Origin of the sequence: Priestia flexa, assembly GCF_021441905.1 — a bacterium.
GTDB lineage: Bacteria > Bacillota > Bacilli > Bacillales > Bacillaceae_H > Priestia > Priestia flexa.
The window spans coordinates 481,292-493,671 of the sequence record NZ_CP090431.1; the positions used below are offsets into that span (position 1 = coordinate 481,292).

Sequence of the window (12,380 nt, forward strand, 5' to 3'; positions counted from 1 at the left end):
TTTGTTTATTTAAATCCTCGAAATCGATTAAATGAATTAAGAAGCATAATAGTAATGAACAGAGATAGAAGTAAAAGAGGAGCAGCAATCACAAGCGGTGCAAGCTTCATTAACGACAGTAGATAAAAGACAAAGGAAAAACAGAGAATTGCAATGCTGATGATCACTCCGATGAGCTTCATGTTTGGTCACCTCGCTTGCTTGTCATGCTTGAACTATATGAATCGAGGCACCAAAATATACTTTTTTTAAAAAAAATCATGAAAATATCAAAAAAGGGTTGTCAAAACTCGACATAATTTGCTATAGTAATAATCGTGAAGTTTATCACAAAACAAACATATACCCCTTTGTTTGACCGTGAAAAATTTCTCCCATCCCCTTGTTGTCTTAGGACAAACAAAGAGACTTGGCATTTGCCAAGTCTTTTTTGTATTTTAACATCCTTTTTCTAAGCTTCTCCAAAACGTACCGTATTTCACTGGAACTTGTTCTACAAGGCGCTGAAGCTGAAGTTTTTTCAGTTCTCGCTCAGCTTGCTCAATGGATATATCGTAAACAACGGCTACTTCTTTTGCTGCGACAAATTGAAAATAAGCTAAAAACGATCGCAGAGGTGGAAGCGGATGAGGATTGATTTCTTCTTCTAACATTTCATAAATGATGTGTACGTACGTTTCATATGAATAATGCCCAGAAATCTTAATTCCTTCTTCTTCAACTTTTTCATTGAAAAACACAAGGGTCGGAATATCGGTTACGTCCATTTCTGATGTAATCTTTAAATCGCATTGAAACGCTTTTGTAGCATGCTCAGCGTGTAAGTCTCGCACAAATTCTTCGACATCAAGTCCGATTTCTTCTGCACACTTGACAAGCACATCTTCTTTTTCAACGTTTTGTTTCTCTAAAAATAATGCTTCGCGAAGTTTTCGTAAAAAGCGAATGCCTTGCTTTTTTCCCTGTAAACCCGCAGCTTTAATTGCAATCGATGCTGCAAATGGTGTTGAAATTGGATTCTCAAGCCAAAGGTTACCGTCACAAGACATGCCGGATCGACAAGCAGTTTGCTCCCATGTCTTGGCCATATCTTCAAACTTCTTTTTTGTACCAATGTTTAGCTTCTGCAAATTACTGGTTAAAACATGCTTAAGAGTAATCCAATTTCCATACTCAATCTGCAATTTTTTCAAGATAGGCTCTAGTGCCCAGCATTCCGGACAAAGTGGATCAACAAATACGTAAATTTCCAGTGGCTTCTGATTAGAACCCTGACAAAGGTGTCGCAATGATTGATGTTCGCTGTGTAAATTCTTCAATGTGAAAATCCTTTCTCATCGTTCTGTTCGTGTGAATTAACCATATGTTGAGCAGTCAGAATGAGCCGGTGATAAAGTTCATCTCGTAACGGACCTTCTAATCCAATTTCATCCATTGCCTCATGCATACAATGAAGCCATGCTTTTGCGCGAGCTGGCGTAATTTCAAAAGGCAAATGTCTTGCACGTAACATAGGGTGTCCATGTTCTTCTGTATATAAAGCCGGCCCGCCTAAATATTGTGTTAAAAATTGTTTTTGCTTTCGTGTTGTTTCCGTTAAATCTATTGGAAAGATAGGGGCTAAATCTGGATGACTAGCTACCCTGTTATAAAAAGCATCAACAAGTTTGGAAATCGTATGTTCACCGCCCAATAGTTCGTAGGGAGATTTGACTTTTTCTTTCATGTTGATAACTCCTTTATCCTAGAAATGTACTCCATCAAGTGTGGTGGAGTAGTACCATCGTTTTTCTTAATTTTAGCAGTGTACCTTATTTATCTCAAACTATCCGCTTCAAACAGAAAAGGTGATAGGGTAGCTAGATAAAGAAATAAGTGAAAAAATAGCAGGGTTTATAGAAAAAACTTTCCGTCACATACCCTTTCCGAAAATGATGAGTTATTTTCTACGCATTATAGGTAGACGTAATTTTAGCAACATAATTTTGTGTTTCTTTAAAAGGAGGGATACCACCGTATTTATCGACGTTTCCTGGCCCGGCATTATAAGCAGCAAGAGCAAGCTTAACGTTCCCGTTATATTTATCGAGCATTTGTCGTAAATACTTTGCGCCTCCTAAAATGTTCTCGCGTGGGTTAAGGGCATTTTGAACGCCAAGGTAGTTAGCCGTTGCGGGCATGAGCTGCATTAATCCTAGTGCCCCTGCATAGCTTTTGGCGTTAGGGTTAAAATTAGATTCTTGTTTAATCACAGCTGAAATTAACTTAGGGTCTAAATCATATTTCGAAGCCGCTTCATTAATCAGATCATCAAAGCGTGAGCCAGTGATTGTTGATGTAGGCAAACTGCTTTTTTGAACCGATGTATTCAAATAAGGAGCCGCATTCGTTTGTAAGGGCAGCGCATTAGATCTAGAAGTGAGCTGAGCTGTTTGCTCATTAGCGTTTTTCTCTTCAGATATATATTGTGCCAAAATGTTTGCAAATATCGACGGAGTTAAAAGTGTTGCAGGTGAAGCTGTCGGTCGATTTGCCGTAAATGTTTGCAGGGTCTGTAGCTGTAACCACGTTTGATAAGCTTGAACATCCATTGATTTATTCCTCACTTAATAATTGATATTTGCGATCATAAAAACGTTTGATTTTATTCGCTGTGTTACGCTTAGGGATACTAAAGTCTTGAAGTAAGCTCTCGAATGCAAGAAGTCCTTGTGTTTCATCTTGAACTTCATACTCAATTTCTACATCATCAGTATCCAAATAAAAGCTATGGTCAAATACAAGTAAACCGCTTTTGTATTCAATTTCTGCTCGGTATGTTTTAAGTGTGCCAAAGTAAGCTAAGCGTGATGAAGATATGCCAAGTCTTTGGAGAGCTGCTGTCATTTCAGTTGGAAAATTCTTTGTTTCAGTCATTAGTTCTTGTGCTTCAGATTCTGTAAGATCTATGTGCGTTTCCAATAAGCCATGCTCATGGGGCTGTTTTAAAGTTAAAACAAACTTTCCATTTTTGTTTCGAATTCGTAAAGCTGCCCCTGCGCTTTTTAGCTGAAAGTCATTTGTATCAAAGTAATGATTTTCCTGCATGATAAAGTCACGATCCGTTAGTTGGAAATAAGCTAGTAACTTTTTAAATTCACTCTTATTTACTAAGTTTTTAAATTCAATTTCAATTTCTTGTTTCATGCTACATAAGCTCCTTTATGCTGTATCTGTAAGGATGTATAATAAGATGTTTTATAATGTTTAGCATAGATATGTTCCTCTTTATGAGATGCAAAACAGATGCATCATTGTCATAAGATTTCATTTATAATCTATCATAAAATGGTTAATTTGTATCGTTAATATCTCGAATCGATAGGCGTTCTGTAAAAGGGATGGAACAGAAAGTAATAGAAAACCCGAATAGATTTCGTTTCGCTTTATTAAACCACGTTTGAATGTGTTAAAATAAGAACGAATTGTATAGTTGGAAGGAGTATATATATGCAAAATCGAATCGAAATCACAACCTGTGTGATGAAGAAAGATGAACTACATTTAAAGGCAGAGGCTATTGAACAACAAATCGAGCAGATTGAAGATATGAAGCAAGTGCTTGCTGATTCTGACAATATGTCATTTGTATACATTGTGGAAGTCAACGAGCAGTTTATGTATGTTGGACTAAGTGACAATATGTGGCCACATTTAAAGAACGTTTTACAAGATGATAAAAAGGTGTTCTTAGAAGTTAATAAGCAAGTCGTTGAGCTAACGGCTATGAAAGAAGAGTTAACAGACTTAATCAGCAACATTGAAGGAAATGTAAACTACGGAGATGATATGGTAGCAAGAGTAGAAGAAATTTTCTTAGATAAAAAAAGCAGATAACAAGGTGAGGGGGATAGCAATGGTAAGGCATTGGGACTTATTTTTAGCACCGTATAAACAAGCGGTAGAAGAACTTAAAGTAAAGTTAAAAGGCATGCGCTCTCAATACGATATGAGGTCTACGCACTCTCCAATTGAGTTTGTGACGGGCCGAGTGAAACCCATTGCTAGTATTTTAGATAAAGCGGCAAGAAAAAACATTTCTTTAGAGCGTTTAGAGGAAGAGATGCAGGACATTGCAGGTCTGCGCATGATGTGTCAATTCACAGATGATATTAAAGCAGTAGTTGAAATTCTGAGGCAGCGCACGGACTTTAAAGTAGTAGAAGAGCGAGACTATATTACTCATCAAAAAGAAAGTGGATATCGCTCCTATCATATGGTGATTTGCTATCCTGTTCAGACCATACACGGAGAAAAGCAAATTTTAGCAGAAATCCAAATTCGTACGTTAGCGATGAATTTTTGGGCCACGATTGAACATTCTTTAAACTATAAATACAGTGGCAATTTCCCTCAAGAGATAAAAGAACGACTTCAGCGAGCATCAGAAGCAGCTTTTCAATTAGATGAAGAGATGTCAAAGATTCGAGGGGAAATACAAGAAGCTCAGGTTTTCTTTTCGCGTAAAAAAGAAGTAGAGAATACAGAAAATGAATAAAGAATAAAAAGTCAAATCAGGTTTTTCAACACAGATAGGGGGGAAGAAGGTGAGTAATATCAAGTTTGCTATTACGTCCAGGGGCGATCAAGTTTCAAATACATTAATGGAAAGAATGAAAACATACTTATTAGATTTTCACTTAGAGCACGATGAAGATGAACCAGACATTGTCATTTCAGTGGGTGGAGACGGCACGCTATTGTATGCTTTTCACCATTATCAGCACCGGTTAGACAAAACGGCTTTTGTTGGAGTACATACAGGACATTTAGGCTTTTATGCAGACTGGACACCGGATGAAATTGAGAAGTTAGTCATTGCTATTGCGAAAACACCTTATCAAGTTGTTGAATATCCGCTACTTGAAGTTATTATTCGTTACACAACCGGAGAAAAGGAAGCTCGTTCTTTGGCGCTCAATGAGTGCACGGTCAAAAGTGTTGAAGGCTCACTTGTGATGGATGTTGAAATTAGAGGACAGCAGTTTGAAACATTCCGAGGCGATGGATTATGTATATCAACTCCATCGGGAAGTACGGCTTACAATAAGTCCCTTGGAGGTGCTATTTTACATCCGTCACTGCATGCGATTCAGATTGCTGAAATGGCATCTATTAATAATCGTGTGTTTCGTACAATTGGATCTCCGCTCGTGTTACCAGGGCATCATACGGCTTTATTAAAGCCTGTTAATTACGCAGATTTTCAAATCACCATCGATCATTTAACGTTGTTACATCAAAATGTTAAGTCTATTCAGTGTCGAGTTGCGAATGAAAAGATTCGTTTCGCGCGCTTCCGAGCTTTTCCGTTTTGGCAGCGAGTAAGAGATTCATTTGTATGTGATTAAGTGGAGAGATATGATATGCACAAGCTATTTACATTAAGTTGGCACGTAACAGATTCATTTAGCGGTTCTTTATTACGCGACTTTCTAAAAAGGCATCATATATCTCGAGCAGCATTAACGGATATCAAGTTTAAGGGTGGTTGTATTGAAGTAAATGGTGAGAAAGTAAATGTTCGACATATACTCACTATCGGAGACTTTGTGAAAGTGACGTTTCCACCTGAATATCCAAGTGAAAATCTTCATAAATCACCTCTACCGTTAGATGTGATTTATGAAGATGACTACTTGCTAGTCATTAATAAATCCGCTGGTATGCCTAGTATTCCAACGCGAGAGCACCTGAATGATTCGCTAAGCAATGCGCTGCTGTTTTACTATGAGCAAAACGGTATTGCTTCTACGGTTCACTTAGTGAATAGACTCGATCGCGATACTTCAGGTTTATTAATAGTCGCTAAATACCGCCATGTTCATTTCTTATTTTCTCAAGCTCAAGAGCAAAGAGCGGTTAAGCGTACATATCGTGCGCTTGTTCATGGAACTCTTTCAAAAAAAGAGGGAGTAATTGACGCCCCAATTGGAAGAAAGAACGATAGTATTATTGAAAGAATGGTACGCTCAGACGGTCAGCATGCCGTTACGCATTACAAAGTGATACAAGAATACGATGGGTTCTCTGAAGTAGACTTGAAGCTGGATACAGGGCGTACGCATCAGATTCGCGTTCATATGGAGTATTTGGGAAGTCCTTTACTAGGTGACTCTCTATACGGTGGGAACAGAGAGAAGATAAGCAGACAGGCGCTACATAGCTATAAGCTCACGTTCTTTCACCCTATTTTGCAACGTGAACTAGCATTTCAATCACCGCTTCCTGAGGATATGCAGCGTTTAGTTCAACAAAACAGAGGGTAAATACGATAAGAGCACTACTTGCGAGTAGTGCTCTTATGCTATTCTTTAAACTTTTCAGCCACATAAGGCATGGAAGAGGGAACAGAAACAAGCTCTTTTTCAGGGTAGCGAAACGCAGTTAATTTGCCACCAAATACTGCTCCTGTATCAATGTTGATTGTATTGTTACGTAGCTTAGGAGATTTAATCGGTGTGTGCCCGTAAACAATCAATGGTGTCCCATTGTAGTGTTTAGCCCAGTCATTGCGCACAGGTGAACCATCTGGGTGTGTTTCTCCAGTAATGTCTCCATATAAAACGAATGTTTTTACTTTTTTGTCGTTTCGTCCGATATAGTCTGCCCGAATTCCAGCGTGTGCAATAACAAGCTGTTCTTGTTTTAAGTGAACATAAAGAGGGGCATTCTCATAAAGTTCCATGAACTTATGTTTGATTTCTTGCTGCTGTGCTTCGGAGAGGTCATTATATTCAGCTACGGTTGTTTCTAACCCATGCTTAATTTGGACCTTATTTCCTTTGAAAAATCGATAAAGCTTATTGCAGTGGTTTCCAGGACAGTAATACGCTTTTTTTTGTTTGACGACAAGATTCCAAACAAGCTCGATTACTTTTAAGGAGTGAGGTCCTCGGTCCATCAAGTCTCCTACAAAGGCTAAATGCCTCTTTTCTGGATGGTCAGGGTAGGAAGAGGTCCAGCTATAGCCCAGTTTAGTTGTTAATTCTACAAGCTCATCGTAGCAGCCATGAATATCTCCAATTATGTCTAGCTTCACATTTCTTCACGCTCTTTTCTAATGAATTTCGTATCGTTTGAAAAATAAACCTTTTATGGTGTAGAAATTTCATTCTATATTGTGCAAACTATCGATAAGATTTATCACATAATAATTAGATAAACAGAAGTTTTTAAAATTTTACTACGGGTTATGAGTTGAAATCTAGTTCATTTCATAATAAAGTAAGAGAAGTTTTGTTCTGAGAGGAGGAAATGTTTATGACTGAATCAATGGAAAGAGAAGAGCAAAAGAGACTTCAGGAGCAATTAATTAACTTGCTCAAAGAAAATGAAATTGATGCGTTTCGAGAAGAATTTCTAGATATGCATCCATATGATCAAGGCCAGTTTTTTGAAGAGCTAGACGAAGATTTGCGATTTGCGCTCTATGAAATGCTTTCACCAGAAGAAATGGCTAATATTTTCGAACAAGTAGAAGTACCGGAAGAAGACTATCAAGATTTACTTTCAGAGATGCATCCAACGTTTGCTGCTGATATGCTAGCTGAGATGTCAACGGATGACGCCGTTGACGTTTTAAACGAACTAGATAAAGAGCAAGTAGCGAGCTATTTAACCATTATGGATGAAGAAGCAGCGGATGAAATTAAAGAACTGCTTCACTATGAAGAGTACACGGCCGGTAGTATCATGACCACAGAATTTATCGCTATTAAAGCAAACCAAACGGTTCGCTCTGCGATGCAAATTTTAAGGAGAGAAGCTCCGGGAGCTGAAACGATTTATTATACGTTTGTTGTGGACGAACAAAAGCATTTGGTAGGCGTTATTTCGTTAAGAGACTTAATTGTTGCAGATGAAGAAACGATGATTAGTGATGTTATGAGTGAACGTGTTGTAGCGGTTTCTGTTGCGGAAGACCAAGAAGAAGTTGCTCGAATTATGAGGGACTATAATTTCCTGGCATTACCGGTAGTAGACTTTCAGCAGCACCTTCTCGGAATCATTACCGTAGATGATGTAATTGATGTAATGGACGAAGAAGCATCTGACGATTATTCCAAACTTGCGGGTATTAGCGACGTGGACGATACGGCGGGGAACAGTCCGTTCGGCGCAGCTAAAAAGCGATTGCCTTGGCTGATTATTCTTCTGTTCTTAGGGATGATGACGGCAAGCTTAATTGGCCGCTTTGAAGACACATTAAACCAAGTAGCCATCTTAGCAATCTTTATTCCTCTGATTGGTGGGATGGCTGGAAACACGGGTACTCAAGCATTAGCGGTAGCTGTTCGTGGTATCGCAACAGGGGAAATTCAGGAAGAAGGAAAGCTAAAGCTACTCGTTCGAGAAGCTTTAACAGGTGTCATTACAGGAGGTTCCTGTGGTATTGCCGTAACGCTAGTTGTATATGTATGGCAAGGTGATTTTATTCTTGGAGCGTTAGTTGGTATTTCTGTATTTGCTACGCTGATTGTTGCAACGTTAACAGGCGCATTTATTCCGTTATTTATGCATCGTTTGAAGATTGACCCTGCGGTAGCATCTGGACCGTTTATTACGACGATTAATGATCTTATTAGTATTTTAATTTATTTCGGATTAGCGACAACTTTTATGGGTTATTTAAAATAGAGTTGTTGACAGATTGAGCATTCCCTTTTATGCTTGACATTTAAATTTAACACTAGCTTAATATACATTTATTATACTAAGCAAGTGAAGGAAAAGGAGGGAAAAGTAGATGGAACATCATGCATCCGTAACCTCTCTTGTCATCGTAATTACGGTCGCTTTTTTAACACCAATTCTACTTCATCGCTTTAAACTCAACGTTATCCCTGTCGTAGTAGCTGAAATTATTATGGGGTTAATTATCGGGAAAAGTGGATTTGATTTAGTTCAACAAGATATGTGGTTAGAGACGTTGTCTACCCTCGGATTTATCTTTTTAATGTTTTTAAGCGGGCTAGAAATTGATTTTTCTGCATTTGCAGGTGGACAAAAAAAGGAAAAGACGAAATCTGGTAAAACGATTCCGAATTCGTTTGCTGTATCAACCATTGTATTTCTTGCTATTTTTGCTGTTTCCTTGTTATTATCCTATATTTTTGTCTGGACAGGATTTATTGACAATGCGTTTCTAATGACGCTTATTATTTCAACCATTTCACTTGGAGTTGTTGTTCCAACCTTAAAGGATGCCCAAATTATGAAAAAGTCCATTGGGCAAACAATCCTACTAATTGCTGTTATTGCAGACCTTGTGACGATGATTCTTCTTGCTGTTTTTGCATCAATTTATGCAGAATCGGGAGGAGGAAACACATGGCTACTGCTTATTCTATTTGCTGCCGGTGTTCTATTCTACTTTATCGGTAAGCAGTTTAAGCATCGTTCCTTCCTTGAAACGATGTCTAAAGGAACAGTTCAGATTGATACGCGAGCAGTATTTGCGCTTATTATTATCCTAGTGGGACTTTCTGAATCAATTGGAGCGGAAAATATCTTAGGAGCGTTTTTAGCCGGCGTACTTGTATCACTGCTTGCTCCAGATAAGAATCTTGTGCATAAACTAGATTCCTTCGGCTATGGCTTTTTAATCCCTATCTTTTTCGTAATGGTTGGGGTAGACCTTGATGTTTGGTCGCTGTTTGGAGATTCAAAAGTACTTATTCTAATGCCTTTATTGCTTTTAGCTTTATTGTTATCAAAGCTGTTACCAGTAATGATTATGCGCATTTGGTACGATACAAAAACAGTGTTAGCATCAGGCTTTTTATTAACATCAACGCTTTCACTTGTTATTGCAGCAGCTACGGTTGGTGAAAACATTGGTGTCATTGATTCACAAATGTCAGGAGCCCTCATTCTAGTGGCGGTTATCACGTGTATTATTACACCAATCGTCTTTAGAAAGCTGTTTCCAAAGCCAGAGATCAATGAGAAGAAACTTAAGATTAACATGCTTGGTGCGAATCAATTTACCCTACCAGTAATTCGTGATCTTGATTTAAATATGTATGACGTAACGATTTATCATACGTCGAACGAAAAGTTGGATAACCGTACGTCTGACTCTGTTTTTAATATTAATGATATTGAATCTTATGATGTAGAATATCTACAAAAACAAGGTATTTTAGATACGGATGTACTCGTTGTTACAACAGGAGAAGAAGAGCGCAATACATCGATTGCATTAGCTGCCAAAGAATATGGGACAGGTCGAGTCATTGCGCGTGTTGAAACGCCAGAGCTCGATGAAAAGCTAAAAGCAAACCAAGTGGAAGTCTTCTCCGTACTATTGTCAACAACAGCACTATTAAAAGCGTTAATTGAGTCACCGACGGTTTTAAATATCTTAACAAACCAAGAGTCGGCTCTTTATCAAATCAATATGCGTAACCCAAAATACGAGGGAGTGGAGCTTCGTAAATTCCCATTTACGGGTGATGTCATCTTTGTTCGTATCTTTAGAGGTAAAGACTCCATCGTTCCTCACGGTGATACGGAACTAGCGTTAGATGACCGACTGATTGTAACGGGATCGCGCTCATACGTAAACGAGCTGAAAATGCTGTTGGAATATAAAATTCGTTAGTGAAACAAGACTTAGATGGAAGTAACCTAGTCAATAATTTATCCGAACAATTAAGAGGTAACTCTCAATTGTTCGGATTTTTTTGATTCGGAAACCACGTTTAAAGAAAAGTGAAATGGAGCATAAGATACGTGACTCCTGCGCGAACGATAGGAAAGACTGAGACCCAGTAGCGCAGTGAGAAGGATTAGCTTCCTCTTTTCAGAAGCAAGCACTTCACTAAGCTTCAGTCTCTTTGTCTATATAAATGATAGCTTTTTTTGCTCTTTCTATGTTATACTTATATTAATACCAGGTACTAATAACTTGTAATAAGTAGGAGGATATTAAAAGATGTTAAAAAGCTTATCCTTAGAGAATCGCACATTTGTTGTTATGGGAGTAGCAAATAAACGAAGCATTGCATGGGGTATTGCTCGCTCACTGCACGAAGCAGGCGCACGTTTAGTATTTACATATGCGGGAGAACGCTTAGAGAAGAACGTTCGCGATCTTGCAGCTTCATTAGAGCGTGAAGATACGCTTGTATTACCTTGTGACGTAACGCAAGATGAAGATATTAAAGCATGTTTCACAAAAATTAAAGAAGAAGTAGGCCATATTCACGGCGTAGCACATTGTATCGCGTTTGCAAATCGCGAAGATTTAGACGGTAATTTTGTAGATACATCTCGTGATGGTTTCCTTTTAGCTCACAATATCAGCTCATATTCACTTACGGCTGTTGCTCGTGAAGCAAAAGAACTAATGACAGAAGGCGGAAGCATCGTAACGCTAACTTATCTAGGTGGAGAGCGCGTTGTTCAGAACTATAACGTAATGGGCGTAGCCAAAGCTTCTTTAGATGCTAGCGTAAGATACTTAGCTTCAGACTTAGGTCAGCACGGTATTCGCGTTAACTCAATTTCTGCAGGACCAATTCGTACGTTATCTGCAAAAGGAATTAGCGACTTTAACTCAATTTTAAAACAAATTGAAGAGCGTGCACCGCTTCGTCGCACAACGACTCCAGAAGAAGTTGGCGATACGGCAACATTCTTATTCAGTGATTTATCACGTGGAATTACAGGTGAAAACCTACACGTGGATTCTGGTTTCCATATTATCGGACGTTAATCGTTCTTGTAAGGGCGCTACGGCATGTAGCGCTCTTTTTTTGTGTCGTTATAAAAAAAGAAACAAGTTTTCTAGCAAGCAAGCATACATTTTTAAGAGAACGATAACAAGCAATGGGAGGTATGCTTCATGACTGACTCTCGCTCAAGGTCCGAAGACAACGAGCCTTTAATGTATATTGTGCAGCCGAACCAAGCACAAACAACGAGATCTATGCAATATTTTTATAGCTCGAAGCAAAATGAAAAAGAGCAGGAGCCCTTAAAAGAAGAACCAACTTTCTCACCAATTGAAGACGTAAAGTCACAGGAAGTTAAACCTGAGAAAGCTGGGTTACCTGCAAATGTTCATAAACAGAAAGAGCAAAAAAAGCCAAATAAAGCATTTCAATATATGAACATTAGTGAAAAACTTAATTTTCTATGTGGGTTTCCAAAACATATGTCGCAGCCAATTTGTGAAATAAGTGTAGAAGGAAATTCGTTTATCGGAACAATTGTGGAATTTGTAGACGGTGAAGTATCAATTTTAGCTCCTCCACATGATAAGCCGAATCGGGTGCCTGTCAAAGATATCGTAACGATTTCAATTGTTAAGATTTAAAGAAGTAAAAAGC

The 12,380-nt window shown here is 38.4% G+C and carries 14 protein-coding genes; 8 read left to right on the top strand and 6 right to left on the bottom strand.

The genetic code is table 11. The annotated features are described in order from the left end of the window. Positions 1-5: 5 nt before the first annotated feature. The 5 genes from LZP85_RS02450 to LZP85_RS02470 all read right to left on the bottom strand — a co-directional run bounded on the left by LZP85_RS02450 (position 6) and on the right by LZP85_RS02470 (position 3,186). Complete coding sequence (locus tag LZP85_RS02450) at positions 6-182, bottom strand: hypothetical protein (RefSeq protein WP_090752849.1); 177 nt, start codon at positions 180-182, stop codon at positions 6-8. A 255-nt stretch (positions 183-437) separates the two neighbouring features. Further along, entirely contained in the window at positions 438-1,319 is an 882-nt protein-coding gene (locus tag LZP85_RS02455) for a ClpXP adapter SpxH family protein (RefSeq protein WP_319004681.1), read from the bottom strand. Next, on the bottom strand, positions 1,316-1,726 hold the full coding sequence (locus LZP85_RS02460) for a globin domain-containing protein (RefSeq protein WP_061785625.1): 411 nt from the start codon (positions 1,724-1,726) through the stop codon (positions 1,316-1,318). Before LZP85_RS02460 ends, LZP85_RS02455 begins: the two co-directional genes overlap by 4 nt. A gap of 220 nt (positions 1,727-1,946) precedes the next feature. Continuing rightward, positions 1,947-2,591 carry a lytic transglycosylase domain-containing protein gene (locus LZP85_RS02465; RefSeq protein ID WP_206833284.1) on the bottom strand — a complete coding sequence of 215 codons (645 nt, stop codon included), beginning with the start codon at positions 2,589-2,591 and terminating at the stop codon, positions 1,947-1,949. A 4-nt stretch (positions 2,592-2,595) separates the two neighbouring features. Continuing rightward, complete coding sequence (locus tag LZP85_RS02470) at positions 2,596-3,186, bottom strand: CYTH domain-containing protein (RefSeq protein ID WP_076513368.1); 591 nt, start codon at positions 3,184-3,186, stop codon at positions 2,596-2,598. Positions 3,187-3,489: 303 nt separating this feature from the next. Here LZP85_RS02470 and LZP85_RS02475 point away from each other — a divergent pair, with 303 nt between their 5' ends. The 4 genes from LZP85_RS02475 to LZP85_RS02490 are packed head-to-tail and all read left to right on the top strand — an operon-like array spanning position 3,490 to position 6,308. After that, complete coding sequence (locus tag LZP85_RS02475; protein ID WP_025908134.1) at positions 3,490-3,876, top strand: UPF0738 family protein; 387 nt, start codon at positions 3,490-3,492, stop codon at positions 3,874-3,876. A 19-nt stretch (positions 3,877-3,895) separates the two neighbouring features. Beyond that, a complete protein-coding gene (locus LZP85_RS02480) occupies positions 3,896-4,537 on the top strand; it encodes a GTP diphosphokinase (RefSeq protein ID WP_025908133.1) in 642 nt (213 codons plus the stop codon). A 58-nt stretch (positions 4,538-4,595) separates the two neighbouring features. Then, positions 4,596-5,390 carry an NAD kinase gene (locus LZP85_RS02485; RefSeq protein ID WP_182840833.1) on the top strand — a complete coding sequence of 265 codons (795 nt, stop codon included), beginning with the start codon at positions 4,596-4,598 and terminating at the stop codon, positions 5,388-5,390. Positions 5,391-5,405: 15 nt separating this feature from the next. After that, complete coding sequence (locus LZP85_RS02490; protein WP_206833280.1) at positions 5,406-6,308, top strand: RluA family pseudouridine synthase; 903 nt, start codon at positions 5,406-5,408, stop codon at positions 6,306-6,308. Positions 6,309-6,346: 38 nt separating this feature from the next. On the opposite strand, the gene prpE is transcribed toward LZP85_RS02490, so the two are convergent. Next, positions 6,347-7,081: a bis(5'-nucleosyl)-tetraphosphatase PrpE gene (prpE, locus tag LZP85_RS02495; protein ID WP_119543101.1), complete on the bottom strand. Its 735-nt coding sequence runs from the start codon at positions 7,079-7,081 to the stop codon at positions 6,347-6,349. 221 nt (positions 7,082-7,302) lie between these two features. Between prpE and mgtE the strand changes: the two genes are divergently transcribed. The 4 genes from mgtE (at position 7,303) to LZP85_RS02515 (ending at position 12,367) form a co-directional block, all read left to right on the top strand. Next, positions 7,303-8,679: a magnesium transporter gene (gene mgtE / locus LZP85_RS02500; RefSeq protein ID WP_119543100.1), complete on the top strand. Its 1,377-nt coding sequence runs from the start codon at positions 7,303-7,305 to the stop codon at positions 8,677-8,679. Between the two features lie 109 nt (positions 8,680-8,788). Beyond that, entirely contained in the window at positions 8,789-10,648 is a 1,860-nt protein-coding gene (locus LZP85_RS02505; protein ID WP_119543099.1) for a monovalent cation:proton antiporter family protein, read from the top strand. A 333-nt stretch (positions 10,649-10,981) separates the two neighbouring features. Continuing rightward, positions 10,982-11,764 (top strand): enoyl-ACP reductase FabI, encoded by a 783-nt coding sequence (fabI, locus tag LZP85_RS02510; protein ID WP_025908127.1) that lies wholly within the window; start codon positions 10,982-10,984, stop codon positions 11,762-11,764. A gap of 129 nt (positions 11,765-11,893) precedes the next feature. After that, positions 11,894-12,367 (top strand): CotO family spore coat protein, encoded by a 474-nt coding sequence (locus LZP85_RS02515; RefSeq protein ID WP_025908126.1) that lies wholly within the window; start codon positions 11,894-11,896, stop codon positions 12,365-12,367. The last annotated feature ends 13 nt before the right edge of the window (positions 12,368-12,380 follow it).

Coding starts and splice junctions, on each gene's coding strand:
- LZP85_RS02465 (WP_206833284.1), bottom strand. CDS start 2,591: ATGGATGTTCAAGCTTATCAAACGTGGTTACAGCTACAGACCCTGCAA.
- LZP85_RS02490 (WP_206833280.1), top strand. CDS start 5,406: ATGCACAAGCTATTTACATTAAGTTGGCACGTAACAGATTCATTTAGC.
- LZP85_RS02460 (WP_061785625.1), bottom strand. CDS start 1,726: ATGAAAGAAAAAGTCAAATCTCCCTACGAACTATTGGGCGGTGAACAT.
- LZP85_RS02450 (WP_090752849.1), bottom strand. CDS start 182: ATGAAGCTCATCGGAGTGATCATCAGCATTGCAATTCTCTGTTTTTCC.
- LZP85_RS02475 (WP_025908134.1), top strand. CDS start 3,490: ATGCAAAATCGAATCGAAATCACAACCTGTGTGATGAAGAAAGATGAA.
- fabI (WP_025908127.1), top strand. CDS start 10,982: ATGTTAAAAAGCTTATCCTTAGAGAATCGCACATTTGTTGTTATGGGA.
- LZP85_RS02505 (WP_119543099.1), top strand. CDS start 8,789: ATGGAACATCATGCATCCGTAACCTCTCTTGTCATCGTAATTACGGTC.
- mgtE (WP_119543100.1), top strand. CDS start 7,303: ATGACTGAATCAATGGAAAGAGAAGAGCAAAAGAGACTTCAGGAGCAA.
- LZP85_RS02515 (WP_025908126.1), top strand. CDS start 11,894: ATGACTGACTCTCGCTCAAGGTCCGAAGACAACGAGCCTTTAATGTAT.
- LZP85_RS02470 (WP_076513368.1), bottom strand. CDS start 3,186: ATGAAACAAGAAATTGAAATTGAATTTAAAAACTTAGTAAATAAGAGT.
- LZP85_RS02480 (WP_025908133.1), top strand. CDS start 3,896: ATGGTAAGGCATTGGGACTTATTTTTAGCACCGTATAAACAAGCGGTA.